At 73.3% G+C, this 25,820-nt stretch carries 25 protein-coding genes; 8 read left to right on the forward strand and 17 right to left on the reverse strand.

The features are described from left to right. Positions 1-1,596, reverse strand: a complete 1,596-nt coding sequence (locus AB0L06_RS14385; protein ID WP_500231433.1) for an MFS transporter — start codon at positions 1,594-1,596, stop codon at positions 1-3. Between the two features lie 292 nt (positions 1,597-1,888). Here AB0L06_RS14385 and panB point away from each other — a divergent pair, with 292 nt between their 5' ends. After that, a complete protein-coding gene (gene panB / locus AB0L06_RS14390) occupies positions 1,889-2,761 on the forward strand; it encodes a 3-methyl-2-oxobutanoate hydroxymethyltransferase (protein WP_500231765.1) in 873 nt (290 codons plus the stop codon). A gap of 32 nt (positions 2,762-2,793) precedes the next feature. Here the strand turns inward: panB and AB0L06_RS14395 are convergent, their stop codons facing one another. The 4 genes from AB0L06_RS14395 to npdG all read right to left on the reverse strand — a co-directional run bounded on the left by AB0L06_RS14395 (position 2,794) and on the right by npdG (position 6,000). Next, entirely contained in the window at positions 2,794-3,540 is a 747-nt protein-coding gene (locus tag AB0L06_RS14395) for a hypothetical protein (RefSeq protein WP_500231434.1), read from the reverse strand. After that, positions 3,537-3,899, reverse strand: a complete 363-nt coding sequence (locus AB0L06_RS14400) for a hypothetical protein (protein WP_500231435.1) — start codon at positions 3,897-3,899, stop codon at positions 3,537-3,539. Before AB0L06_RS14400 ends, AB0L06_RS14395 begins: the two co-directional genes overlap by 4 nt. A gap of 246 nt (positions 3,900-4,145) precedes the next feature. Continuing rightward, positions 4,146-5,207, reverse strand: a complete 1,062-nt coding sequence (locus AB0L06_RS14405; protein ID WP_500231436.1) for a potassium channel family protein — start codon at positions 5,205-5,207, stop codon at positions 4,146-4,148. 91 nt (positions 5,208-5,298) lie between these two features. Then, the gene (npdG, locus tag AB0L06_RS14410; RefSeq protein WP_500231437.1) at positions 5,299-6,000 is read right to left on the reverse strand and encodes an NADPH-dependent F420 reductase; all 702 of its coding nucleotides are present in this window, start codon (positions 5,998-6,000) and stop codon (positions 5,299-5,301) included. A gap of 98 nt (positions 6,001-6,098) precedes the next feature. Here npdG and AB0L06_RS14415 point away from each other — a divergent pair, with 98 nt between their 5' ends. After that, positions 6,099-6,686, forward strand: a complete 588-nt coding sequence (locus AB0L06_RS14415; RefSeq protein ID WP_500231438.1) for a hypothetical protein — start codon at positions 6,099-6,101, stop codon at positions 6,684-6,686. Between the two features lie 86 nt (positions 6,687-6,772). Here the strand turns inward: AB0L06_RS14415 and AB0L06_RS14420 are convergent, their stop codons facing one another. Continuing rightward, complete coding sequence (locus AB0L06_RS14420; protein ID WP_500231439.1) at positions 6,773-6,958, reverse strand: hypothetical protein; 186 nt, start codon at positions 6,956-6,958, stop codon at positions 6,773-6,775. Positions 6,959-7,023: 65 nt separating this feature from the next. On the opposite strand from AB0L06_RS14420, the gene map reads away from it, so the two are divergent. Then, on the forward strand, positions 7,024-7,875 hold the full coding sequence (gene map, locus AB0L06_RS14425; RefSeq protein WP_500231440.1) for a type I methionyl aminopeptidase: 852 nt from the start codon (positions 7,024-7,026) through the stop codon (positions 7,873-7,875). Between the two features lie 127 nt (positions 7,876-8,002). Then, positions 8,003-8,647, forward strand: coding sequence for a ComEA family DNA-binding protein (locus AB0L06_RS14430; protein ID WP_500231441.1), 645 nt, complete (start codon positions 8,003-8,005; stop codon positions 8,645-8,647). Positions 8,648-8,693: 46 nt separating this feature from the next. Here the strand turns inward: AB0L06_RS14430 and AB0L06_RS14435 are convergent, their stop codons facing one another. Next, positions 8,694-9,317: an NAD(P)-dependent oxidoreductase gene (locus AB0L06_RS14435; RefSeq protein WP_500231442.1), complete on the reverse strand. Its 624-nt coding sequence runs from the start codon at positions 9,315-9,317 to the stop codon at positions 8,694-8,696. 80 nt (positions 9,318-9,397) lie between these two features. Here AB0L06_RS14435 and AB0L06_RS14440 point away from each other — a divergent pair, with 80 nt between their 5' ends. Together AB0L06_RS14440 and AB0L06_RS14445 are read left to right on the forward strand one after the other, a co-directional pair. Continuing rightward, the gene (locus AB0L06_RS14440) at positions 9,398-9,805 is read left to right on the forward strand and encodes a winged helix-turn-helix transcriptional regulator (RefSeq protein ID WP_500231443.1); all 408 of its coding nucleotides are present in this window, start codon (positions 9,398-9,400) and stop codon (positions 9,803-9,805) included. A 154-nt stretch (positions 9,806-9,959) separates the two neighbouring features. Then, positions 9,960-10,676, forward strand: coding sequence for a metal-dependent hydrolase (locus tag AB0L06_RS14445; RefSeq protein WP_500231444.1), 717 nt, complete (start codon positions 9,960-9,962; stop codon positions 10,674-10,676). A gap of 34 nt (positions 10,677-10,710) precedes the next feature. On the opposite strand, the gene AB0L06_RS14450 is transcribed toward AB0L06_RS14445, so the two are convergent. From AB0L06_RS14450 to AB0L06_RS14460, 3 genes are all read right to left on the reverse strand, one after another. After that, positions 10,711-11,274, reverse strand: coding sequence for a GerMN domain-containing protein (locus tag AB0L06_RS14450; protein WP_500231445.1), 564 nt, complete (start codon positions 11,272-11,274; stop codon positions 10,711-10,713). After that, on the reverse strand, positions 11,271-12,695 hold the full coding sequence (locus tag AB0L06_RS14455; RefSeq protein WP_500231446.1) for an ATP-binding protein: 1,425 nt from the start codon (positions 12,693-12,695) through the stop codon (positions 11,271-11,273). The genes AB0L06_RS14450 and AB0L06_RS14455 overlap by 4 nt, the downstream gene beginning before the upstream one ends. A 71-nt stretch (positions 12,696-12,766) precedes the next feature. Then, positions 12,767-13,441: a response regulator gene (locus AB0L06_RS14460; RefSeq protein ID WP_500231447.1), complete on the reverse strand. Its 675-nt coding sequence runs from the start codon at positions 13,439-13,441 to the stop codon at positions 12,767-12,769. 100 nt (positions 13,442-13,541) lie between these two features. Here AB0L06_RS14460 and AB0L06_RS14465 point away from each other — a divergent pair, with 100 nt between their 5' ends. Then, positions 13,542-15,296 (forward strand): hypothetical protein, encoded by a 1,755-nt coding sequence (locus AB0L06_RS14465; protein ID WP_500231448.1) that lies wholly within the window; start codon positions 13,542-13,544, stop codon positions 15,294-15,296. Positions 15,297-15,351: 55 nt separating this feature from the next. On the opposite strand, the gene AB0L06_RS14470 is transcribed toward AB0L06_RS14465, so the two are convergent. Next, entirely contained in the window at positions 15,352-16,452 is a 1,101-nt protein-coding gene (locus AB0L06_RS14470; protein ID WP_500231449.1) for a baeRF3 domain-containing protein, read from the reverse strand. A gap of 212 nt (positions 16,453-16,664) precedes the next feature. Between AB0L06_RS14470 and AB0L06_RS14475 the strand changes: the two genes are divergently transcribed. Then, complete coding sequence (locus AB0L06_RS14475) at positions 16,665-17,777, forward strand: S1C family serine protease (protein WP_500231450.1); 1,113 nt, start codon at positions 16,665-16,667, stop codon at positions 17,775-17,777. Positions 17,778-17,804: 27 nt separating this feature from the next. Here the strand turns inward: AB0L06_RS14475 and AB0L06_RS14480 are convergent, their stop codons facing one another. From AB0L06_RS14480 to AB0L06_RS14505, 6 genes are all read right to left on the reverse strand, one after another. Next, a complete protein-coding gene (locus AB0L06_RS14480) occupies positions 17,805-18,464 on the reverse strand; it encodes a response regulator (RefSeq protein ID WP_500231451.1) in 660 nt (219 codons plus the stop codon). After that, the gene (locus AB0L06_RS14485) at positions 18,461-19,693 is read right to left on the reverse strand and encodes a sensor histidine kinase (RefSeq protein WP_500231452.1); all 1,233 of its coding nucleotides are present in this window, start codon (positions 19,691-19,693) and stop codon (positions 18,461-18,463) included. The genes AB0L06_RS14480 and AB0L06_RS14485 overlap by 4 nt, the downstream gene beginning before the upstream one ends. A gap of 97 nt (positions 19,694-19,790) precedes the next feature. Next, entirely contained in the window at positions 19,791-21,830 is a 2,040-nt protein-coding gene (locus AB0L06_RS14490) for a bifunctional copper resistance protein CopD/cytochrome c oxidase assembly protein (RefSeq protein ID WP_500231453.1), read from the reverse strand. Between the two features lie 6 nt (positions 21,831-21,836). Continuing rightward, a complete protein-coding gene (locus tag AB0L06_RS14495; protein ID WP_500231454.1) occupies positions 21,837-22,424 on the reverse strand; it encodes a copper resistance CopC family protein in 588 nt (195 codons plus the stop codon). Positions 22,425-22,551: 127 nt separating this feature from the next. Beyond that, on the reverse strand, positions 22,552-24,207 hold the full coding sequence (locus AB0L06_RS14500) for an AMP-binding protein (RefSeq protein ID WP_500231455.1): 1,656 nt from the start codon (positions 24,205-24,207) through the stop codon (positions 22,552-22,554). 58 nt (positions 24,208-24,265) lie between these two features. Then, the gene (locus AB0L06_RS14505; protein ID WP_500231456.1) at positions 24,266-25,723 is read right to left on the reverse strand and encodes a DUF5685 family protein; all 1,458 of its coding nucleotides are present in this window, start codon (positions 25,721-25,723) and stop codon (positions 24,266-24,268) included. Between the last annotated feature and the right edge of the window lie 97 nt (positions 25,724-25,820).

Here is a 25,820-nt window from a genome sequence, read left to right on the forward strand (position 1 = left end):
TCACACGCTCGCCCGCTCCTGGCTGCCCTGCGCCGGTTCGGCCTCCCCGCCTGCCGCGGCGGGCGAACCGGCGACGAGTTCGTCCTCGACGGCGGCGCGGCCCGGCATCCAGCGCAGGACCACCAGCGCGCTGACCAGCGCGATCGCGGACGCGGCGCCCGCCGCGACGTGCACCGCGTGGACGAACGCCTCGTCCGCGGACGCGATCAGGGCCCGGGCCGCCGGGACGGCCTCGCCCGCCTGGTGCGCGCCGGCGATCGACTGGCCGACCGCCTCGCGCGCCGCCGCGGGCAGCGTCGCCAGCTTCTCGCGCAGGTCCGAGCGGTAGACGGAGGAGATCACCGAGCCGAGGACGGCCACGCCGAGCGCGACGGCGACCTGGCGGGCGGTGTTGTTGATCGCGGAGCCCGCGCCCGCCTTCTCCCGCGGCAGCGCCGACATGACGGCCTCGGTCGCGGGCGGCATGACGTTCGCCATGCCCGCGCCCTGCACGAAGAAGATCGCGCCGAGCACCCACAGCGGGGTGTGGACGTCCAGGAACTGGTAGCCGAGCAGCGCCCCGGCCACCGCGAGCAGGCCGACGGTGCAGACCGCCTTGGCCCCGTACCGGCGCACCATGGACGCGCTGCGCGGCGAGAACACCAGCTGCGCGACCGCGAACGGCAGGACCATCGCGCCCGACTGCAGCGGGGTCAGCCCGCGCACGGACTGCATGTAGAAGTTGGCGAAGAAGAACACGCCGCCGGCGGCGAAGAAGCACAGCGCGATCGAGGCCACCGACGCCGACATGCGCGGGTCGCGGAACAGGCGGACGTCGAACGCCGGGTGCTCGGTGCGGGCCTCGTGCCAGACGAACGCGGCCAGGACCAGGGCGCCGAGCGCGATCGGGGCCAGCACGTCCACCGCGGTCCACTGGCCCTTGTCGCCGCCCCGGATGATGCCGTAGGACAGCGCGACGAGACCGATGATCGACAGCAGCACGCCGAACGGGTCGAGGCCGCCGCGCTCGGGGTTGCGGGACTCGGGCACCAGGAACACGATCGCCGCCGCGCCCACGATGATGACCGGGACGTTGATCAGGAAGACCGAGCCCCACCAGAAGTGGGCCAGCAGCAGGCCGCCGGTGATCGGGCCGATCGCGACGCCGAGGCCGACCGCGCCCGCCCACAGGGCGATGGCGCGCGCCCGCTCCCTCGGCTCGAACACGTTGGTGATGATCGACAGCGTCTGCGGCATGACCGCCGCGCCGCCGAGGCCCATCAGCGCGCGGGCCCAGATCAGCTGGGTCGGCGACTGGGCGTAGGCCGAGGCGAGCGAGGCCACGGCGAAGATCCCCATGCCGACGAGCAGCACCCGCTTGCGGCCGAGCCGGTCACCGAGCACCCCGAAGGTGAACAGCAGCCCGGCGAACACCAGCGTGTAGGAGTTGATCGACCACTCGAGCTGGCTCTGCGTGGCGCCGAGCCCCTCGTGCGGGTCGGCGATGGTCTTGAGGGCCACGTTGAGGATCGTGTTGTCGAGGATCACGACGAGCAGGCTGAGCGTCAGCACGCCGAGGACGTACCAGCGTCTCCGCTGGATGGTCTGGGGGTCCACGGAACTCCTTGGGAAATGCGTCAAGGCGAGGGAAGAGATTGCGCTACGGGGGCGTTGCGCAATGAGCGTACGCCGAAGAATTCAGATACGCAACCGTAGCGTTTCGAAACCCCCCGGCGAACGGACGCCGGCCGGTCGGCGGACGGACGGCGACTTCCGCGGGGCCTGGACGGGCGGTCGGCGGGCGGGAATCGCCGGGGGTTTCGCGGCCGTTGTTCAGGTGGGATCATCGGTCCCGTCCGGGTACGCCACCGTGGCGCCTCGAGACTGGAGGTACACCGTGTCTTCTGACGTGTCCGCTTCCACGCCGAAGTCCCCCGCTCAGCAGCAGGGGCCCGCCCAGCCGACCGCTCTGTACGGCGGCAAGGGCACCCGCCGGGTGACGGTACGCGACATCGCCGCCGCCAAGGCCCGGCACGAGAAGTGGCCCATGCTCACCGCCTACGACGCCCTCAGCGCGCGCGTCTTCGACGAGGCGGGCATCCCCGTCCTGCTCGTCGGCGACTCGGCCGCGATGGTCGTCTACGGCTACGATTCCACCATCCCCGTCACCGTGGACGACCTCGTCCCGCTCGCCGCCGCGGTGGTGCGCGGGGCCAAGCGCGCGATGGTCGTCGCCGACCTCCCGTTCGGGTCGTACCAGGCGAGCGTCCCCGAGGCGCTCGCGAGCGCGGCCCGGTTCATGAAGGAGGCGAACGTCCAGGCGATCAAGGTCGAGGGCGGCCGCCGGATCCTGCCGCAGGTCGAGGCCATGGTCGCGGCCGGGATCCCGGTCATGGGCCACCTGGGCCTCACCCCGCAGTCGGTGAACGCCTTCGGCGGCTACCGGGTGCAGGGCCGCGGCGAGGACGGCGAGCAGCTGCTGGCCGACGCCAAGGCGCTCGAGGCCGCGGGCGCGTTCTCGGTCGTCCTGGAGTGCGTCCCGGACGACCTGGCCCGCCGGGTCACCGCCGCGCTGTCCATCCCGACGGTCGGGATCGGCGCGGGCGAGGGCACCGACGCGCAGGTCCTGGTCTGGCAGGACATGGCCGGGCTCACCCCCCACACCGCCAAGTTCGTGAAGAAGTACGCCGACCTCTACTCCGTCCTCGGGGACGCGGCGCGCGAGTACGCCGAAGAGGTCGTCTCGGGCGCCTTCCCGACCTCCGAGTACAGCTACAAGTAGGCCCCGCCCCGCCGTCCGGGCGGGTCTTCCGGTCAGGCCCTGTCGGCGCCCGCCTCCGTGCGGGCCTCGGCGGGGCCCTGCCCGTTCCCGGGCGTCCGCGGCGCGGGGATACCGGACCGGACGTCGCCGGCCTGGCCGCCCTCGTCGACGATCTCCTTGCGGAGGCTCCGGACGGCGGCGTCCAGGACGTCCGGCCCGGCGACGTTCATCAGCAGCAGGCCGAGGTTGAGCGTCTTCTGGCCGTCCGACATGTCGCTGCCCGCGAGCGCGTCCACGGCGGTCCGCAGGTCGGCCTGGTCCTCGGCGGGGACGTTCTGCAGCAGGCCCAGGCAGTAGGTCGGCAGCGCCAGTCGGGCGCGCGGGAACGAGACGCCCTCCATGATGCGGCCGACGTCCTGGGCGCGGCTGCGGGCCTGCACCCGGTCGACGCCCCGGTCGGCGGCGGCCAGCAGCGAGGTCAGCAGGGTGGACGGGCCGACCGCGACGTCCTCGTCCCCGACCCGGACGGTGAACACCGCGCTGCGGAAGATCATCATCGAGCCGAGGCTGGCGGCCAGCACCTGCGCGGCGCCGAGCATCCGCGGCGAGGTGACCCCGAAGTCCCAGTGGAAGGTGCGCAGGAGCAGCAGCGACCCGGCGCCCGCGGCCCCGTTGATCAGCACGTACGCCCAGGTGCTCGGCACCCGGACCAGCGTGATCGGGCGGTCCCGGTACCGGCTCACCAGCTCGGCCACGCCGACCAGGCAGGCGAGCGCGACCGTGATCAGGTACCCGGTCACCGGTCCGCGGGCGGCGCGAGGCGCACGATCTCGTCGATCTCGCGTTCCACCGTCACCAGGCCCCGGTCGCGCAGGCTCTCCACGGCGTCGGCGATCTCCAGGAGCCCGAGCCCGGTGCCGTGCTGGAGCTGCTCGAGCGACTGCGGCCGCCCGGCGGCGCCGAGCCGCGCCAGGACGCGCCGGCACACTTCGGGCAGGTCGGTGTCGTCGGGATCGCCGTCGCCCCGTCCGGAGACGGGACCGCCGCCCCCGGGATCCGGGGCCGCGGACGGCGCGGTGCTTCCGTAGGCGGTGTCGAACGGGCGTCCGGGCGGACGCAGGAAGGCGCTCCACGGGTCGGCCGACCGGATCTGCCTCATCTTCACCTGCCCTGTAGTACGGCGATCATAGGACGCGGTCCGGCCACGGCGGAACCACCGCAGCACATCCCAGGATGCCCGCGCCACACCGCTTTCCGCGCCGTTTCCGGAACGGCGCGGACCAGAGTCGGCCACCCGTCCACGTCAGCACTTGGACGCCCGTCCGTCAGCTACCGCTCCAGTGACTCTCCCGATGTCCGCATCCCGCCACGGACGCGGCCGCGGCTTCGGCCGGGCGCGCGGCGGTCAGAGGGTGCGGTCCTGGTGGTCGCGGGCGTCGGGGTCGGGTTCGGTGGAACGAGCGACGATCAGCCGGTCGCCCTCGCGCAGCGTGGAGCAGGCGGGGTCGTCGTAGGCGATCGTCCGGTCGTCCCGGACGATCGCGACCACCGGCTGGGCGACCGTGCCCGCCGGGATCCCGACCTCGTCCGGCCGGACGTCCCGTTCGACCAGGTCGAGGCCGCTGCCGCGCTGGAGCAGGTCCTCCATGACGGCGCTGAGGTGCGGGTGCAGCGCGGCGACGCCGAGGAGCCGCCCGGCCGTCTCGGACGAGACGACCACGTGGTCCGCGCCGCTCTGCCGCAGCAGCGGGATGTTCTCGGCCTCCCGGACCGTCGCCTGGATGCCCGCGCCGGGGTTCAGCTCCCGCGTGGTGAGGGTGATCATCACGGCGGTGTCGTCGCGCGCGCTCGCCACCACGATCTCGCGGGCCAGCTCGACCGCCGCCTGCCGCAGCACCGACCGGCGGGTGGCGTCCCCGACGACCCCGACCACCCCGGCGGCCGTGGCCTCGGCGATCACCGCCGGGTTCGGGTCGACCACGACGATCTCGTGCGGCGACACGCCGTTGCGCAGCAGCGTCCGGACCGCGCTGCGGCCCTTGGTGCCGAACCCGGCCACCACGATGTGGTCACGCACCCTGGCCCTCCAGCGCGCTCGCCGCCAGTCCTCGCGGGTGCGTTCGGCGAGCACCTCCAGCGTCGTCCCGACCAGGACGATGAGGAAGAGCACCCGGACCGGCGTGATGATGACGGTGTTGACCAGCCGCGCCCCCGAGCTCACCGGGACGATGTCGCCGTAGCCGGTCGTGGAGACGGTCACGGTGGCGTAGTAGAGGCAGTCGAGCAGCGACATCCGCGTTCGGGCGGCGTCGCGGTAGCCGTCCCGCCCCACGTAGACGAGGACGACCACGATCAGCAGCAGGACGACGGCGAGCCCGACGCGCCGGAGCACGGCACGCATCGGCCCTGGCCGCCGCGAGGGCAGCATGATCCGGGCGGCCCGGGCCGCCCCCTCCCCCACCTCCACGGAACGCAACCGTAGCACCACGAACGGTCACGTTCCGTGTGCACCTCCCCTACAAGCCCCGCGCGGGACGGAGGCGGGCGGGCCTCCGGGATCAGACGTCGGTGACGCGCAGGCCCGCGTGCGCCTTGTAGCGGCGGTTGATGGAGATCAGGTTCGCGGTGAACGCCTCGACCTGGTGGGCGTTGCGGAGCCGTCCGCCGTACACGCCGCGCATGCCGGGGATGCGTCCGGCCAGGGCCTGGACGGTGTCGGTGGCCGCCCGGTCGTCGCCGAGGACCAGGACGTCCAGCTCGGTCTCGTCCACCTCGGGGTCGAGGAGCAGGACGGCCGACACGTGGTGGAACGCGGCGACCACCCGGGCGCCCTCGGTGTTCTGCAGGACGGCGGCGGCCTGCTCGGCGGCGCTGCCCTCCTCCACCTTGAGCGCGTACGAGCCCTTCTTGTCGAACCCGAGGGGGTTCACGCAGTCCACCACGATCTTGCCCGCGAGGGCGTCGCGCAGGGACGTCAGCAGGTCCTTGTGGCCGTCGTAGGGGACGGCCACGATCACCACGTCCGACCCGGACGCGGCCTCGGCGTTCGCCGCGCCCTGGATCCCGAGGCCGGCGCCGAGGTCGGCGGCGGCCTGCTCGGCCCGCTCCGCGCTGCGCGAGCCGATGGTGACCTTGTGCCCGGCGAGCGCGAACCGGCGGGCCAGGCCCTTCCCCTGGTCCCCGGTCCCGCCGAGGATCCCGATGCTCAGGCCGGAGACGTCGGGCAGGTCATGGGGGCTCTTCTTCGGCTGATCAGTCATGGCGTCGAGTCTGCCAAACCGGGCGGAGTCCACCGCGCACGGACCCGTCCCCTCCGAAACCGCGCGTCCCGGTCCCCTCTTGGGCCACGATGGAGGGCATGGACGCCGAGCACGTCATGATGCTGCGCGAGGTCCTGGCCGCCACCGGATGGCTGGAGCGCACCGGGGAGTTCGGCCGGGCTCTGCGGGTCAACGCGCACACCCCCGGCGGGCTGCTGCTGGTCGGCACACCCACCGGCGAGCCCTGGCACCTCGCCGCCCACCTGGACGACGAGAGCGGCCTGAACGCGCTGCCCGGGCTCGCCCCCACCCTCGTCCGCTGGTCCCCGCCGCCGGACGCGCCCCCGCACCTCGCGGTGGGCCTGGACCGGCTCGAGGGCGCCGGACGCGGCGAGACCCTCCTGGTCGTCGCCGAGGACGAGGCGCCCGTCCCGCTGCTGGAGCGGGTCGACGACGCGCGCCGCGTCGGCGCCACGATCCTCGCCCTGGACGGCGGCGACCGCGAGCTCCAGGGCCTCGCGCACGAGGCCCTGACCGTCCCGGCCACCGAGCCCCTGGTCACCTTCGACGGGGCCCAGCACCTGGTCAGCGCCGCCGCGGGCCAGGACCTCACCCGGACCCGCCGCGGCCTCCGCGACCGCCTCGCCCGCCTCCTCGACGCCGTCACCGGCCCGGTCGTCGACTGACGCGAGCCGACGGCCGACGGCCGACGGCCGGCGCCGGACGGACGGTCCGGCCACCGGCCTGCTCGGTCAGCCGTCGGCCTGCTCGGTCAGTCGTCGTCCATGGCGTCCCAGGCCTCGTTGCGGGCGCGGGCCTCCGCCAAGGCGTTGGCGGCCCCGGCCTCGGTGGCGTAGGGGCCCATGCGGTCCTTGTCGGGACAGCCCGCGCCGTGCTCGACGCGCAGGTGCTTCAGGCAGAACCACCAGGCGTCGTCGGTGTTCTCTTTCGGGTCCATGTGCCCTCCGTTTCGATCACGCCTCTGGAGTCGTCCCCCGCGGGGGCTGACTACACTCGCTCACCATGACGACCCACCTCCTCCGGCCCGGCCGCGTCTCGCCCATGCGCAAGGTACCCGCGAACATCCGACGTCCGGAGTACGTGGGGAAGAAGACCCCGAGGACGGGCGAGCCGGACGTCAAGACGCCGGAGGTCATCGAGCGGATGCGGGTGGCGGCGAGGATCGCGGCGCGGGCGCTGGAGGAGGTCGGGAAGAACGTCCGGCCGGGGATCACCACCGACGAGCTGGACGTGATCGGGCACGAGTACATGCTCGACCACGGGGCCTACCCGTCCACGCTCGGGTACCGCGGCTACCCCAAGTCGCTGTGCACCTCGGTCAACGAGGTGATCTGCCACGGCATCCCGGACGACACCGTGCTGCGCGACGGCGACATCGTCAACGTGGACATCACCGCGTTCGTGGACGGCGTGCACGGCGACACCGACGCGACGTTCCCGGTCGGCGACGTGGACGAGGAGTCGCGGCTGCTGGTCGAGCGCACCCACGAGGCGATGATGCGCGGGATCCGGGCCGTCCGGCCGGGGCGCGCGATCAACGTGATCGGACGGGTGATCGAGTCCTACGCCAAGCGGTTCGGGTACGGGGTCGTCCGCGACTTCACCGGGCACGGCATCGGCACCACGTTCCACTCGGGCCTGGTCGTCCCGCACTACGACGACCCGGGCGCGACGACGGTGATGGAGCCCGGCATGACGTTCACGATCGAGCCGATGCTCACCCTCGGCACCCCCGAGTGGGACATGTGGCCGGACGGCTGGACCGTCCTCACCAAGGACCGCAAGCGGACGGCGCAGTTCGAGCACACCCTCCTCGTCACCGACGACGGTCATGAGATCCTGACGCTGCCGTAGCCGGAATCCGGGAAGCACGTCACAGAGGACGCTCCGCCGCGGAGGCATCCGCCGCCGGGCCTCCGGGAAGAGCTCCCTCATGAACGCTCCCGCACCGTACGAACCGCCGCGAGTGCCGTCGGACAGCATGCCCCCGACGAGGGCGGCCCTGAGCGTGACATGGGCGGCGCTGCCGTTCCTGACGCTGGGCTACGCGACCCCCTTCACCTTCGCGGCGGCCGCGCTGTGGCGGCGGCGGATGCACCTGGTCCTGGCGACCGTGGTGTACAGCGGGCTGTTCGCGGGGCTGATGCTGATCGCGCCGAACCTGGGGGACAACGGCGGCGCGCAGCGGGCCGCGGGCGTCCTGATGTTCGTGCTGGCGGTCGTGGGCTGCGGGCACGCGTTCCTGGTGCGGCGCCAGGTGTTCGATCCGGACGGCCTGTCCGGCCACGGGAACGACGCGGTGGTGGAGCGGGTGCGGCAGCAGCGGCTGCTGCGCGCCAAGGCCCGCGACCTGGCCGCGCACGACCCGGGGCTCGCGCGGGAGCTGCGGATCGGCCGTCCCGACCTGCCCCGCCAGTTCCACGACGGCGGCCTGGTCGACGTCAACCACGCCACGCCCGCGGCCCTGACCACGCTGCCCGGCATCACCCCCGAGCTGGCCGGGCGGATCGAGCGGACGCGCGCGGAGACCGGCGGCTTCGTCTCCGTCGAGGAGCTGTCCACCGTGGCGGGTCTCCCCCCGGCGATCACCGACGAGCTCTCCGAGTTCGTCATCTTCATCCGCTGACCGGCCGGGCCCGGTGTGGTCGGGCCCGGCGTGGCCGGCCGTGCGGTCAGTAGGCGACGGTGATGCGGCGGCCGACGGCCTTGGGGTCCTCCAGTTCGTTCACCAGGGCGACGGCGTAGTCCTCGGCGCTGATGCGGCTGTTGCCGTCGGCGTCGGTGAGGAGCCGGTCGCCGCCGAGGCGGAACGTGCCGGTGCGGTCCCCGGGTTCGATCTCGGCGGCCGGGGAGATGTAGGTCCAGTCGAGGTCGCCCGCCTCGGCGCGGACGGCGGCGAGGAGGGCGTCCTGCGCGAGGGCCTCATTCCTGTAGAGGTCGGGGAAGCCCGGGCTGTCCACGAGGCGCTGTCCGGGCGCGACCTCGAGGCTGCCCGCGCCGCCGACGATCACCACGCGCCGCACGCCGGCCTTGCGGGCGCCCGCAAGGATGCCGCGTCCGTCGGCGAGCAGCGGGGCGATGGTCTCCGAGCCGTCCCGGGGCGGGGCGACGGCGACGACGATCGCGTCCTGGCCGGTGGCGAGCTTCACGATCGCGTCTGCGTCGCGGGCGGCGGCCTTGGCCGTGCCGTCCTTGCCGCTGCGGGTCACCCCGGTGACCTCGTGGCCCCGGCCGCGCGCCTCGGCGGCGACGCGGGAACCGATCATGCCGGTGGACCCGATGAGCAGGATCTTCATGGGTGTCTCCCTTCGTCCGGCTCCACGGTATCCATCGGATACTGGTTACCTCAACGATCCATAGGTACCCTTTGGAAACCATGAAGGACTCCATGCGTCCCGGGGACGCCTTCGACCCGTCCTGCCCGACCCGGACCGTGCTCGACCGGATCGGCGACAAGTGGTCGGTGCTGATCGTGCTGACCCTGCTGGACGGCCCGCGGCGGTTCACCCAGCTACGCGACCACATTGGCGGCGTCACCCCCAAGGTCCTTACCCACACGCTGCGCGGGATGGAACATGACGGTCTCCTCGTCCGCCGGGTGTTCGCCGAGGTCCCGCCGCGCGTCGAGTACGAGCTGACCCCGCTCGGGCACTCCCTGCGGGCGCCGATCCAGGCCGTCGCCGACTGGGCCGAGGCTCACGTCGGGCAGGTCATGGCGGCCCGCGACCACCACGACGACGCCACCGGCGGCGATGCCGCGGTCGCGGGCGCGTCCGGGAGATAGGCCGCCGCGTCGCAGGAATGCCCGTCGTTTCCGTGGGCATGCTGGACGGAACGGGCAGGCGCGACCATCGGCGCGGCTCCCGTGAAAACGATCACTAACGGGATAGTGTCCCGCCGTACCTGGCAAGACGGGACGGACGGGCGGGGATACGCGCATGATGGGGCACACGCACGCGCTGAGCGGGGCACTGGCATGGCTGGCCGTCGTCCCCGTGCTCGGGCGGACGGACCTGATGCACCAGTACGCGTTCCACCTCGACACCAAGCAGCTCGCCGCCGGGACGATCGTGGCGGCGGGGGCCGGCCTGCTGCCCGACATCGATCACCACAACGGGCGCATCGCCAACACGCTCGGCCCGCCGTCGCAGCACTTCTGCAAGTGGGTCGGGAAGATCTCCGGCGGGCACCGGCACGGCACGCACTCGATCCTGTTCGCGGTCGCGATGGGGTGGGGCATCGACTGGCTCGCGGACCACCAGCGCTACGCCTGGTGGGCGGTGCTGTTCATCATCGTGGGCTTCGGGCTGCGGGGCATCGGCCTGGACTTCGAGGGCAAGGAGCCGCAGTCCGCGCTCGCCGACTGCGCGCTCGCCGCCATCGCCGTCTGGTGGATGCACGACCTGGACATGAGCTTCGTCGGGTGGGCGATCACCGTCGGGTGCCTCGCGCACATCATCGGCGACTGCCTGACACCGCAGGGATGCCCGGTGCTGTGGCCCATTCCGTGGCGGGTCGCGATTCCGGTCGTGCCGCGGACGAACGGCAAGGTCGAGCACGCGGTGATCGTCCCGCTGCTGATCCTGGGGACGGTGATCCTGGCCGTCCGGTCGGCGCTCGGGGACACCGCGACACACTGGCTCAACAAGGGCTGACCGGCGGTCCCGGGGCCGCCGGAGTCCGCCGCGGTCAGTTCGCCACGAGGCTCGCGAACTCGATGCATTCGTAGCGGGTCGCCATCTTCCTGAACAGGCGGTCCAGAGTGGGCGACTCCCCCGCGACGGCGACGCCGTCCTTCTTCTGGACGGGTATGGAGAGCGGGTAGTCGAGCCTGACCTGCTTGACGCCGGGGGCGGCGTTGGCGGTGCAGACCACCTGACCGAGGAGCAGCCGGGGCCAGTTCACGTTCGCCCTGTTGACGCGGATGGTCAGCAGGCCGCCGGGGTCGAGGTCGCCGGCGTCGGCCGTCAGCGTGACACCGCCCGGCAGGAGCGACCGGAGTCGCTGTTGCCGTTCGGTGGGCGTGGGCGTGACGGTGAGTTGCTGGAGGCCGAGGTAGGGCTGGTTCAGCAGGCCCGGACGCGACACCCGCACCAGCCTGCCGTCCCTGGCCAGGTAGAGCGCGACCGGGTTGGGCTGCGCGGTCGCGCGAGGGTTGTCGCCCGCGCCGACCGGGCCCGTCGGGCGGACGCCGCAACCGGTCGGCGCGAGCAGGGCGAGAACAGCCAACAGTGCGGCCGGGCGTGATCTCATGCCTCGTACTCCTCGTACTCCTCGTCCGCCGAGGGCAGCCACAGGGTGAAGACGGCGCCGCCGTCCGGTCCGTTCGTGACCGCCAGCATGCCCCCGTGCAGACCGGCGTTCTCCAGCGCGATGGACAGGCCGAGCCCGCTGCCGTCGCTGCGGGACCGGGCCGCCTCCGCCTTGACGAACCGGTTGAAGATGAGGGGCAGCACGTCCTCCGGGACGCCGGGGCCAGCGTCCGCCACGGTCAACTCCACGCCGTTCCGCTCGGGCCGGAACGCCACGCGCACCGGCGGACGGCCGTGCCGGAGCGCGTTGCCGACCAGGTTCGCGACGATCACGTCCAGCCGCCGGGGGTCGAGCCGGACGACCAGGTCCGGCGGGCCGTCCACGGCGACCTCGCCCGTCGTCCAGCCGCGCGCGTCCAGGGTCGCGGCGACGGCGTGGGCGACCACCACGTCGTCCAGGACGAGCGTGGCGGCCCCGGCGTCGAACCGGCTGATCTCGATGAGGTGCTCGACCAGCGTGCCCAGCCTCCGGGTCTCGACCGCGACCAGCCGGGCGGCGTCGTCGCCCTCCTCGGCGAGCACCTCGGCCATCGCGACCATCGAGGTCAGCGGGGTGCGCAGCTCGTGCGAGACGTCCGCGACGAACCGGCGGGACGCGGCGTCCTTGGCGCGCAGCTCGCCGACCATGTGCTCCAGCTGGTCGGCCGTCCGGTTGAAGGTGCGGGCGAGGTCGGTCAGCTCGTCCCGGCCGCGCTCGCCGATCCGGGTGGAGAAGTCGCCCTCGCCCAGGGCGCGCGCGGCCCGTCCGAGGACTCGCACCGGACGCAGCACGCCGCGCGTCGCGGCCAGGGCCATCGTGAGCGCCACCAGCACGGCGAGACCGTCCGCGATGAGCAGCGCGCGGGTGAACTGGGCGAGTTCCTGCTCCTCCCGCCGCAGGCTGACCGACACGAACAGCAGCGGATGGGTCCGGCCCGCCTGGCCCTGGGCCTGCGCGGCCAGCATCCCGATCAGCAGGTAGCTGTGGCCGCGCACGCGGACGCGCTGGAAGACCGCCTCCGTCAGCATCCGGCGGGAGAAGACCACGCTCACCGGGACACCCACGGCCGACGCGGCGGCGGTCCGGACACGGCCGTCCAGCCGGGCGGCCTGCCGGTCGGCGGGCAGGTCGATCATCCACACCCGGCGGTCCGAGGTGGCCAGGGCGGCGAGGAGCTGCTGCCGGACGAGTTCCTCGCCGCCCGGCGGCGTGGTGACCGGTGCGTACCGCAGAACGGTCTGCCGGATCTCGGTGATCTCGGTGTCCTGGACGCGTTCCAGCAGGGCGCGGCGGACGAGCACGTAGGAGATCCCGGACGCCAGCAGGGCGGCGACCAGCGCCACCACGACGAACGCGGCCGCCAGGCGGGTGCGCAGGCCCATCGGACGGACCCGCACCGAATACCGCGGCGGACACCCCCTGATGCGATGCGGCAGACGCGGCCGTGGGCCGGTCACGGGGCGGTGAAGCGGTAGCCGAAGCCGCGGACGGTCTGGATGAGGCGGGGCTCGGCGGGCTCGTCCTCGATCTTGGCGCGGACGCGCTGGACGCAGGCGTCGACGAGCCGGGAGTCGCCGGGGTAGGTGTGCTCCCAGACGGCGGCGAGCAGGTGCTGGCGGGTCATGGCCTGGCCCGGGCGGCGGGTCAGCTCGAGCAGCAGCCGCAGCTCGGTCGGGGTGAGCCGGACGTCCTGCCCGGCCTTGGTGACCTTGAGCGCGGAGCGGTCGACGACCAGGTCGCCGTAGGCGGACCGGTCGGTGTGGGACTGCTCGGCGCGGCGCAGGACGGCGCGGATCCGGGCGTCCAGGACGCGCGGCTCGACCGGTTTGGTGACGTAGTCGTCCGCGCCCGCCTCGAGGCCGAGGACCACGTCCAGGTCGTCGCCGCGCGCGGTGAGCAGGATGACCGGGAGGGTGTCGTCGCGGCGGATGCGGCGGCAGACCTCGATGCCGTCGATGCCGGGGAGCATGACGTCCAGCACGGCGATCTCGGGCCGGCGGGCGCGCAGGGCCTCCAGGCCGTCCTCGCCGGTCGCGCGGGCGGTGACCGAGTGCCCGAGGCGGCTCAGGGCCAGCTCCAGCGCGGCGCGGGCCGAGGGGTCGTCTTCCACGAAGAGGATGCTCACCACGTCGCCATTATGCGTCTTGTCGATCTTGGTACGCCTTGTGTCACGAAATCCGGACATCGTGCGAACGTGATCACAACGGTCCGCCGCAACGGTGGATCACATGTCCCAGGTCATCGCTCCCCCGGCACCGGCGGCCCCGCGGGCCGCCGCCGTGCCCCGCCGCGACCCGCTGCCGTGGCTGCTGCTGCTCGGCGTCGCCGCGCAGGTCGTGCTGCGGGTCTGGCTGGCCCGAGCCCGCACCGGCCCGGTCGCGGACCCCGATGAGACCAGCTACCTGGCGATCGCCCGGTGGCTGGCGGGCGGGCCTGGCGCCGACCTCACGGGCCACACGTTCTACCAGGCCGGATATCCGCTGCTGCTGAGCCCGCTGCACTGGTTCACCGACACTCCGGGGACGGTCTACACCGGCGTCGTCGTCGTCAACGCGCTCGCCGGAGCGGCGCTGTTCCCGCTGGGGTACGCGGCGCTGCGCCGGTTCGGGCTCGGGCGGCGCGCGGCGCTGCCGCTGTCCTTCGCGGCCTCGCTGCTGCCCGCGACGACGTTCTTCGGGATGTTCGCGCTGACGGACGCGCTGCTCCCCGCGCTGGTGCTCGGCTGGCTGCTGCTGCTCGACCGGTTCGTCCGGACGCGGCGGCCGGTGGACGGCGCGCTCGCGAGCCTGGTGGCCGTGTACGCCTACTTCACGCACTCGCGCGGTGAGGTCGTGCTCGCCGTCCACCTGCTGGCGCTGCTCGCGACCAGGCGCCGCGCGATGTGGGTGGGCCTGGTGACGGCGGCGGGCGGGTACCTGGCGGCGACCGCGGCCAACGACGCCATGCGGAACTCCTTCTACCCGGGCGGCCCGCGGGACATGATGGGGCTCCTCCAGGAGCGGCTGACCGGCGCGTCCGGGCAGGCGTGGGCGCTCTCGGGGATGTTCGGGCAGGTCTGGTACCTGATCGTCGGGACGTGGGGCCTGGCCGGGATCGGGCTCGTCGCGACGTTCACCGCGCTCGCCCGCCGGGAGACGCGGCTGATGGCCGGGGTGCTGCTGACGACGACGTTCGGCATCGCCTACGCGTCGGAGGCGGCCCTGCCGGACGAGCACCGCGTCGGGAACTTCGCCTATGGCCGGTACCTGTCGCTGCTGGCGCTGGTGTACGTCCTGATCGCGCTCGTGGTGCTGACGAAGGCGTCGACGCGGAACGTGCTGCGGGCGTCCCTCGCGGGGGTCTCCATCGCGGCCGGGACGGGGGCGACGGTGCTCCTGTACGCGGGCGCGCGGTTGCGGACGCACCAGTTCATCGGATTCGACTTCCCGGAGACGAACTTCCTCACCCAGGACCGGACGCAGTTCCGGCTCGTCCTCGCGACGCTCGTCGCGACCGGGCTGCTCACGCTGCTGGTCGGGGCCCGCTGGGCGGGTGGCACGCGGACGGTCGCGCTCGTCCTGCTCGCGGTGAACACGGTGGCGATGGTGGACACCGCGGGCGACGGGAAGCGCGTGGTCCCGTCGCCGCCGCTGCCCGCCGCGTCCACGCACGGCGGCGTGGTCGTCGACCGCTCGCTGAACTGGGTGCCGCGGACGAAACTGGTCGACCCGGTGTGGTGGACGCGGATCGGCTGGATCGACGCGGCCCACCAGACGCCGCAGGACGGCGTCTGCACGGTCGTCGTGCCACCCGGGAAGGACGGGACGCCGCCCGACCGGACCTGGCCCCGCCACCCGGCGGGCTGGCTCACGCGGACGGGCGGCTACGGCGTGGCCCGCTGGGTCGCCTGGTACGACCCGCGCTGTGGGACCACCACGGCCTCCCTGGGGCCCGCTGCGAGCCGTCCCGGGGCCGTCCCGACCTCCCTCAGAGCCCCGCGATGACGCTTTGAGACCGCTTTGCCCGCCCCGGAGACTCCGAGGCGGGCAGAGGGCCGTTCTAGAACCTGGTGACCAGGGCGATGCGGTCGTGGTCGACGAGGAAGCCGTCGGAGACGAAGGTGACCTCGCCCCCGTAGTCCAGCTGGGCCTCGATGAGGTTGTCCACGACGTCGTCGATGATCCCCTCGCCCTCGACGCGGCCGGGGCTGGTGTCGTCCAGCGGGTCGATCACGCCGTCCGCGCCGCGCAGGCCGGGCATGTGGTACCCGCGCTCGACGACCAGGTGCTCGCCGCGGCCCTGCTTGACCAGCGGCAGCACCTCGTTGATGCCGGCCGCGTACCGTTTCAGGCCGAGCGCGGCCTGGAGCTCGGCGAGGACGCCGACCTCGCGCAGGTCCTCGTAGGCGTGCAGGACGGGCCGGGCCAGGTCCATCAGGACCGGGGCGGTCTCCTCCTCGTAGGCGCCGTCGATCCGTCCGGCGACGGTGAGCTTGCCGTTCGACTCCTCGTCGAACCACGCCTGGGCGCGGACGACGCCCGCGATGATGACCGGACGGCGGTCCCGCGCGTTGATCTTCAGCAGCGCCTCCACGGTCCGCCGGACGAACAGCTGGTGCGGGGCGTTGGCGTCGCGGATGCTCGGCGGCGCCGCCCGGCCGACCACCGCCTCGTCCAGGCTCTCCGGCGACATCGGGAACCCCTCGCGCTCGACCTGCGTGAGCGTCTCGCCCCGCCCGTCCCACAGGCGCGTCCTGTTGTCCGACAGGACGAGCAGCCAGTAGCGGGTGCGGCGGGTGAAGGCGGCGACGAGGTCGCGGGTGGCGAAGGTGGTGTCCAGCACCACGCGTTCCTCGACCGGCTGGTCGATCGTGAAGGTGTGGACCTCTCCGCCTGGAGCGGCGAACAGGACCAGGCCCTCCTCGGCGTCGGCCGGGTCGAGCTCCGACGCGGCCTTCTCGAGCTCGCGGTAGAGCTCGTGGGCCTCCTGGGACGGGACCTCCGGATCGTCCTTGAGCCTCCGCTTCACCTCGGCGAGGAGGTTCCGCAGCCGGATGGGGTCCTGCTGGTTGTCCGGCGTGCGGCGGCTGGTCGGCATGAGGACCGACACCGCCGGGTACGAGCGTGGCCTGCGCAGTTCGGACAGTGTGGCAGCGTCCATGATCCCCCGATCGACGCGACGTGTTCTTGCCTGTCTGTTTCCTTTTCTAACGAACCGCAGGTAAACGAGGTATAAGCGGCGCTTCATGATCCCGTCGTGTCAAGCGCGGGAAAGCCTCCGATCAACCGGGGATCAACTCTCGGTACCGGCCGGACGCCGCACGGTCACGGCCCTTCCGCACGGGGGACAACCCCTCCGGGAGGTCGGTACGAATGCAGATCGACGGAAGAAGCCGGACAGGGGCGGTCGCGGGGGTCTTCGCGGCGGGGATGCTGCTGCTCGCCTCGTGCGGCGGCGGCGGCAACGAGATCGGCAGCGGCGGCGGGGCGAAGGAGAACGGCCGGGGCGGCAACGAGGCGTCCAGCCCGCCCTCGACCGTGTCGGCGGGGAACGCCGCGTCCGAGGTCGAGGCGCAGTACGAGAAGGTCGTCCAGACCGTCCTTCCGGCGGTCGTGCAGATCACCACGGACGCGGGCGAGGGCTCCGGGGTCGTCTACGACTCCGACGGGGACATCGTGACCAACGCGCACGTGGTGGCGGGGGCGCGGAAGATCCAGGTGACCGCGGCGTCCGGCGGCAAGACCCTGGACGCCAAGCTGGTCGGCCAGTTCGCGCCGGACGACCTCGCCGTGGTGAAGGCGAGCGGCGCGTCGCTGCGGCCGGCGAAGTTCGGCGACTCGAGCAAACTGAGGATCGGCCAGACGGTGCTCGCGATGGGCAACCCGCTGGGGCTGTCCGGGAGCGTCACCGAGGGCATCGTGTCGCAGCTCAACCGGGAGGTGTCGACCAGGCGGGCGGGCGCGTTCGCGGGCGCGACCATCGGGGACGCCATCCAGACCAGCGCCGCGATCAACCCCGGCAACTCCGGCGGCGCGCTGGTCACGCTGACCGGCGAGGTGATCGGGATCCCGACCGCCGCCGCGTCCGACCCGCAGATGGGCGGCCCGGCGGTCGGCATCGGGTTCGCCACGCCGAGCGGCACCGTCCAGCGGATCGCGCCGCAGCTCATCAAGGACGGCAAGGTCACCAACTCCGGACGGGCCGCGCTCGGCGTGGTGGTCCGCACGGTCATCGACCCGAACAGCCTGCAGCAGACCGCCGTGGCCGTGGTCAGCGTGAACAAGGGCTCGGGCGCGGAGAAGGCCGGGATCGCCGCCGGGGACCTGATCATGGCGGTCAACGGCACCCAGACGCCGAACCAGACGCAGCTGGCCGAGGTCCTCTCCAAGCAGAAGCCCGGCGACAAGGCCAAGGTGGACCTGCAGACCTCCAACGGCTCCAAGAAGACGGTGGAGGTCACGCTCGGCGAGCTTCCGGGCTCCTGAGCCCGTCCGATCAGGGCGCTCCGGGGCTTACGCGCCCGGGGAGATGAAGCCGGTCTCGTAGGCGAGGATGACGGCCTGCGTGCGGTCGCGGGCCTGCAGCTTCGCCAGGACGTTCCCGACGTGCGTCTTCACCGTCTGCGGGCTCACGTACAGCTCGGTCGCGATCTCGGCGTTGGAGCGGCCGCGCGCCACCAGGCGCAGGACGTCCGCCTCGCGCTCGGTGAGCCGGTCGTGCCAGTCCGCGCCGCCGTCCGGTCCGGCGCCGGGCGCGTGCTCGGCGGCCAGCGTGCGGATCGCGGTCGGGAACAGCAGGCTCTCGCCGAGCACGACGGTCCGGATCCCCTGGAGGATCTCCTCCGGGCGGGTCCGCTTGAGCAGGAAGCCGTCCGCGCCGGCCTTCAGGGCGTCGTAGACGTACTCGTCGTTCTCGAACGTCGTCACGACGATGATCTTGGGTGGGACGCCGCCCCCGGCGAGCAGCCGCCGGGTCGCCTGGATGCCGTCCAGGCGGGGCATCCGGACGTCCATCAGGACCACGTCCGGCGCGGTCCGGGCGACCGCGTCCTGCACCTCCGAGCCGTCCGCCGCCTCCCCCACCACCGACAGGTCGGGTTCGGCGTTGATGATCGCGGCCAGCCCGGCGCGGATCAGCCGCTCGTCGTCCACCAGCAGAACCTTGATCGTCACGCACCGGACATTAGCGGCAATGAGACCTCCATGCGCCATTCGCCCCCGGCCGGGCCCGCCGTCATGTCGCCGCGCAGCACGGTCACCCGCTCCCGGATGCCGCCGAGGCCGCGTCCGCCGCCGTCCCTGGTCCGGCTCGGCGTCCCGATCAGCGGGTTGGCCACGACGACGTGCAACCGGTTCCCGGCGACGGTGATGCGCAGCGTCACCGGCACCTTCCCGGCGTGCCGCAGCGCGTTCGTCAGCCCCTCCTGGACGATCCGGTACGCCTCCCGCGACACCGCGGCCGGGACACCCGCCACGGCGTCGTCCACGCCGTGGTCCAGCTCGATGCCCGCGAGCTTGGTCTGCTCGACGAGCCGTCCCAGGTCGGCGAGGGTCGGCTGCGGTGTCGTCCGGGCCTTGTCGTCGCGGAGCAGGCCGAGGACGTGGTCGAGGTCGGCCAGGGCGGCCCGCGCGCTCTCCTCGATCGCGGTGAGCGCCTCGCGGGCGAAGCCGGGGTCCTGGTCCAGGACGCGGGACGCGGCGCCCGCCTGGAGCGTCACGACGCTCAGCGCGTGCCCGACCGAGTCGTGCAGCTCGCGCGCGAGCCGGTTCCGCTCGGCGAGCTTGGCGGCCTTCTCCTCCAGCTCCACGACGCGCTCCTCGGGGGTGGGGCCGAGGAAGCGGGGCGCGAGCATGGTGAGGACGCGTCCGGCGACCACGATCAGCCCGAGCAGCGCGATCACGCAGGCCAGCCCGGCGGGCGGCCCGAGCCACTGGTAGGCGCTGTGCTTCCAGGCGTACAGCGGACTGCGCCGGTCGCCCAGGAACCCCCAGCCGATGAGCGGGAAGGCCATCAGCACGGCCGCGAACGGCGGGACCACCAGGCTGGCCGCGCCGATCACGACCCCGACGTGCAGGTGCAGGCTGAACCAGAGGCCGGTGCCGAGGCGGGCCCGCAGCGACCGGGCGACCGGGACGTTCATCTCGGCGAGCCGTCCGCCGAGCAGCTCCTTGACCGCCGTTCCCTCCACCTGGCGGATGCCGGGGATCAGGCCGACCGCGACCGCGGCCGGGATCGGCAGCAGCAGCACCACCACCGGGATCCACGGCCCCTTCAGAGGCGACATCCCGGCCAGGACCATCAGCAGGAACCAGAACGGCATCAGCAGCGCCGCGCCCATCACCAGATAGGCCCAGCGCCGCCAGGTCGTCCGGTCGGAGACCGCGCGCAGGAGTCGAAACACGCGACGATCCTTACAGACCCGATGACCTGCGCGCCTCCCCCGTTCGGGGGGATTGCGCCCCCTCGCGCGGGATGCCGCCGCGCGCCCAGGCGGCCCGTCAGGCGTGCTCTTCGCCGCGTTCCTCCTCGCGCCGGGCGAGGCGGGCGAGGCGGTCGTTGTAGGCGGCGAGCTCGTCGTCGGCCGCGGACCGCTCGCCGCGCGCGGCGGCGCGGTCGGCCCGGCGGTCCTCCCGGCGGGCCCGGCGCTGGTCGTCGAAGAACCACTGGAAGGCCAGGAAGATCAGCACGATGAAGGTCGGGATCTCGCCGAAGCCCCAGGCGATCGCGCCGCCGGTGTGCTGGTCGTCCAGGATGGAGGTGCCCCAGTCCGGGTGGACGGCGGTGTACCAGGCGCGCGCGAGGGGCGCCCCGAGGTTCATCAGGGCGATGCCGAAGAACGCGTGGAACGGCATCGTGACGAACAGCAGGATCAGCCGTCCGGGGTAGGGCAGCTTGTGCGGCGCCGGGTCGACGCCGACCAGCACCCAGTAGAACAGCGACCCGGACACCAGGAAGTGCACCATCATCGCGATGTGCCCGAGGTGGTTGCGCATCGCGGACTCGAACAGCGGCGTGAAGTACAGCGCGAACGTGGACGCCACGAAGATGATCGTCGCGACGCCGGGGTGCGCGACCAGCGACACGTACCGCGAGTGCAGCAGCGTCGTCAGCCACTCGCGCGGCCCCCGGTCGCCGCGCACCTTGGCTGGCTTCAGGGCGCGCAGCGCCAGCGTCACCGGCGCGCCCACGACCAGGAAGATCGGGGTCAGCATGGACAGCACCATGTGCTGCACCATGTGCACGCTGAACAGGATCGGCGCGTACTTGGCGACGCCGGTCTCGGTGACCGCGACGATCGTCAGCAGGCCGACGAACCAGGCGGCCGTCCGGCCCATCGGCCAGGAGTCGCCGCGCCGCCGCAGCCGGACGACGCCCGCGACGTACACGAAGCCGAGGACGAGCACGAGCGCGGCGAAGAAGAAGTCGAACTGCCACAGCGTGGCGAGCCGGGCCGGGCTGACCTCCGGCGGGAGGTCGTAGCCGATCAGCGACTTGACGGTGCTCTCCACGCCCGCGGGCGCGGGCGGCGCGGTGCGCGCGAGCGCGACGGCCAGGCCCATCGTCGCGGCCATCACGGCGGCCTCGACGGACGCGAACTTCGCGAACGCCCTCTCCTCGCGTCCCTCGATCTTGGGCAGCGTCCGCTCGCGGTGCCACCAGCCGAACCAGCCGAGCACGGCGAACGCGATGATCTTGCCGAGGGCGAGCCGTCCGTAGTCGGTGCTGACGAGCTGGGCCGGGTCGGGCAGCCGGGCGATCACGTTGACCAGCCCGGACGCGCCGACGATCACGTAGCACCAGATCGCCATCCGGCTGAACCGGGCGGCCATGACGCCGAGTCCGTCGCGTCCGGCGAGGGCGTGCGCGGCGAGGATGGCGAGCCCGCCGACCCACGGCGCGACGGCCCCGACGTGCAGCGCGACGCCGGTCACCGCGACCGAGTGGTTCGCGGCGGACGCCGAGTGCCCGGTCAGCGGCGCGGGCAGCAGCGCGATGATCGACAGCGCGAGCAGCCCGAACGCGGCGCCGGGCGTGGTCGTCGTGCGGGACAGCAGCGCGACCACGACCGTGATCAGGACGACCAGCATGAGGGCCGTGCCCTGCGGGAGCTGCCCGACGTACGAGCTGAGCTCGCTGCCGGTGATGATCTCGCCGACCGGCTGCCCGAGGACGTCGGAGACGGTGAACACCAGGTTCGCGGCCGCGGCGGCGGCCCAGAGCGCGGCCAGCCAGGACGCGCCGCGCAGGTAGCCGAGCGACGCCGCCGACAGCACCGGCTTCCCGGACCCGCCCGCGCCGGTCATCGGCAGCAGCGCCGCGGCGGCGATCAGCGCGCCGACGGTCAGCGCGGCGGCCAGGTCCATGACCAGGCGGGAGAACGGCAGGCCCCACCGGGTCAGCGCGCCCGCGTCCCCCAGCCCGGGGATGATCTTCTCGGTGACGGCGCCGCCGAGGACGAGCGCCGCGACGAGCGCGGCGAGGGCCGCGACCGTGGCGGCCAGGGCCACGCGGACGACCCGGAGGGTGCTTGCGTTCACGGTCTCCTACTCACCGGAGGAGGGGTTCTTGCGCTTGGCGCGGGAGACGATGAGGACGCCGATGCCGATCCCCACCAGCGCGCCGATGCCGATCATCACCCAGCGGGCCGCCCCGTTGGAGGACTGCGCCTCGGCCTTGGGGGAGCTCTGCGCGCTCGCGCCCACGGCCGGGGTGTTGGGGGCCGCGGCGTTCGGCGTCGCGCTCGGGCCGCCGCTCTGGGCGGTGAAGGTCAGGTCGGAGTTCTCGATGCGGTGGCCGTCCTCGCCGACGACGGCGTAGGCGACGGTGTAGTCGCCGGACGGCAGCGGCCCGGTCAGCTTCTGCGTGACCTCGGCCCCGCTGCGCTGGGCGTCCCCGGCCTGGAACTGCTTGCCCGCCTTGTCCTTGACCAGGACCTTCGCGAAGCCGATCCGGTCGCTGAACACCAGTTTCACCTCGCTGACCGAGACGGCGGTGGCGTTCTTGCCCGGGGTGCTGCTCACCAGGCGGGTGTGGGCCAGCGCCGGAGCGGCCAGCAGCGTGCCGAACGCCGTCGTCAGCACCGTGACCAGCGCGGCGAGCAGGCCGAGCCGGCGCGGGATGGAGGTCTTCATGGCGGGACCGGAGTTCTCCAGAGTCGAAACGATAAGGGCCTCCACCACCCTACTGACGCTCCGCGATGACCGTGCTCCGGGTCGTTGATCGGCCGCTCAAATGATCAACGAACCGGAGGGCGCCGGGTCAGAGGGTCCCGAGGACGTGGGCGCGGCCGTGCCGGGCGAACTCGGCGCGGACGGCGTCCGCCGTCGCGGGGTCCAGGGGCTCGTAGGCCGGGTCCCGGCCCGGACGCCACCAGACCCCGTCGCCGTCCCAGCGCTCGCGCCGCAGGGGCCGCTTGTCGAGCTTGCCGGTCGCGGTCAGCGGCATGGCCGGGACGATCCGGACGAACTTCGGGGCCCACTTCGTCCCCAGGTCGGGCTGGGCGGAGAGGAAGGCGGCGAAGGCGTCCGGCTCGAAGGGGCGGCCGTCCGCCAGTTCGAGGGCGGCCATGACCTGGTCGCCCGTCCGGGGGTCGGGGACGGGGTAGACGGCGCACATGACGACCGGGTCCCAGCGGGCCAGGACGCGCTCGACCGGCGCTGCGGCGAAGTTCTCGCTGTCCACGCGGAGCCGGTCGGCGGTCCGTCCGGCGAAGTAGAGGTGGCCGGCGGCGTCGCGGTAGCCGAGGTCGCCGCTCCAGTAGAGGCCGTCGCGGACGCGCTCGGCGTCGGCCTCCGGGTTGTTGTAGTAGCCCTCGAAGGACGCGGCGACGTTGAGGCCGACGATCTCGCCGATGGCGTCGTCCGGGTTGCGCAGGGCGCCGTCCGGGGCGAACCGGGCGGGCGGGCACTCGGCGCCGGTCTCCGGGGAGAGGACGGCGACCTCGATGCCCGGCCGCGGGACGCCGAGGGCGTCCGGCGGGGTGCCCGGGACCTTGTGGATCGCGATCGCGCCCTCGCTGGAGCCGTAGCCCTCGATGATCCGGCAGCCGAAGCGGCGGCCGAACCGGGCCATGTCCTGGGCGGACGCCTCGGTCCCGAACGCCGACACCAGCGTGTTGTCGGCGTCGCCGGGGCGCTCGGGGGTGGCCAGGACGTAGGCGAGGGCGCGTCCGACGTAGTTGAAGTAGGTGACGCCGTACCGGCGGACGTCCGGGAGGAAGCCGGACGCGGAGAACCGGCGGCGCAGCGCGACGGCCGCGCCCGCGTGGGTGGCCATCGCGAGGTTCGCCATGACCGCGTTGCCGTGGAACAGCGGCATCGCCGCGTAGGTGACCGAGCCGGGCCCGATCCCCATGTCGGCCCCGGCGGCCCCGATGACCGCAAGCCGTCCCTGCCCGCACGAGACGGCCTTCGGCGCGCCCGTCGAGCCGGACGTGAACAGCAGGAGCAGCCGGTCGGACGGGGCGACGGCCCGCGCGGCCCCCTCCGCGCCCGCGAAGCACGCGAGCGCCTCGCCGTAGGCGGCGGAGTCGACGCGGTGGACGGGGACGCCGAGGTCCAGGCCGTCCAGCAGCGGGGCGTGCGCGGCGTCGGTGAGGATCACGTCGCAGTCGGTGTGCCGGATGTCGGCGGCGAGCCCGGCGCCGCGCCTCGTCGGGTTGATCCCGACGAGGGTGCAGCCCGCGAGCGCGGCGGCGCCGATCCAGAACACGAACTCGGGGACGTTCTCCAGCAGCACGCCGATGTGCCGGGACCGGCCGTCCGGCGCCGGGACGAGGCTCGGCGTCCAGGCCGCCCGAGCGCGGGCGGCGCGGACCACGTCGTCCCAGGTGTGCGCCTCGTCCTCGAAGAGCAGGCCCGGGCGGGGATCCCCGGACCGCGCGAGCAGCGTCTCGGCGAAGGTCGCGTGCGGCACGCCCCGAGCGTGACACCAAGCGATCGCTTGGTCAATGCCGGGCCGGGCGGCTCAGCGATCAGCTCCCGCAGTCACAACATCCGCAGCAGTCACAGCATCCGCCGTCGCAGTCGCAACACCCGCCGTCACAGCAGTTGCAGCAGTCGCCGCAGCCACCACAGCTCCCGCAGTCGCAGTCGTCACAGCAGTGCCGGGAGCACCAGCAGCGTTCCTCGCACGGATGGCCCGCGTACTCGGCCCACTCCGGCTGGAACACCCCGCAGGTCACGCAGACGAGCGCCCCGGTGAAGCACGGGATCGGCATGCCCGGACGGGGCGGCTTCGGCCGGCCTCTGCGGTGCCCGAACCCCCCGCCGTTGGGGAACCAGCCGCCCCCGCCACCACCACCGCCACCGTGCGGCGGCTGGCCGGGCGGCGGGCCGTACCCCTGGCCGTAGCCCGGCTGTGGCGCTTGGACGGGGTACTGGGCCTGTGGGTACTGGCCCTGCGGGTACTGGCCCTGCGGGTACTGCTGCGGATACGGCTGCTGACCACCAGGCGGCGGGTACTGGCCGGGCGGCGGAGGCGGGTACTGACCGTGGACGGCCTCCTGCCCCTTCTGCGGACCGTGCGGCGCCTTGTGCGGAGCCTTGCAGGAAACGCTGTGCTTGCGCCGTGCCTCGGGGTACGGGTCGAAGACGCGGTCGACCGTGCGCCGGATCTCGGTGTTCAGCAGCGCCCGGACGAGCCGGGGGTTCTCCATCTCGACGTCCGCCAGCGCCAGCCGCAGGCCGCGCAGGGCGTCGTCGCAGACGCGGCGCGCCTCGGCCGGGGACGTGCCGGTCGCGAGCAGCGGGTTGAACGCCCCCGACGCGTCGTCCTCGTCGACGTCCTCGACGGCGTCGATCAGGTGCGCGAGGCGTCCGAAGAAGCGTCCCGCCTCCGACAGGGCCTCGGCGTTGCCCTCGCGTCCCGCGATGACGGCCGTGTGCGCGAAGACGGCGGCGGTCGCGGTCTCGGTCGGCTCGGTCAGCTCCAGGAGCCCGAGCCCGGCGGTCCGCTCCAGCTCGGGCTGGCGGGTGACGGCGTCGCGCAGCACGGACGGGTCGAACCCGAGCGCCGCGCCGGTCCGCGCGCCCGCCTCGTCCCAGCGGTCGGCCATCCGGGACGCGGCGGCCGCGACCAGCCGGCGCGAGTACGGGCCGTCGCCGTCCGCCACGTGGTCGCGGGTCTTGCCCGCCGCGAGCAGCAGGGACGTGGCGGCGGCCAGCCGCGCGCCCTCCGCCTGCGCCCGCACGACCTGCGCCCCGCGCATCCCGCGCAGCGCGCACGGACCGGCGGACCGGCGCGGCGAGGTCTCCGGGGCCTGCGCCTCGACCAGCACCGAGACGATCAGCCCGTCGTAGTTGGTGACGACCCGGGCGGCCTGGCCGTGCTCGCGGCGCAGGGTCAGGCACAGCCCGCACAGGTGCGCCATCCAGTCCTCGAACAGCTTGCCCCGCAGCACATGGCGGCAGGGCCGCACCACACCGAACATCCTGGACCTCTCCCCCGGGCGGTCACACACCGCGCGACATGCGGTCGAACCCCGCGCGACATTATGCCCGGAAGGGGACATCCAAGATCAAGAGCCG

Origin of the sequence: Spirillospora sp. NPDC052269, assembly GCF_040679435.1 — a bacterium.
Classification (GTDB): Bacteria; Actinomycetota; Actinomycetes; order Streptosporangiales; family Streptosporangiaceae; genus Spirillospora.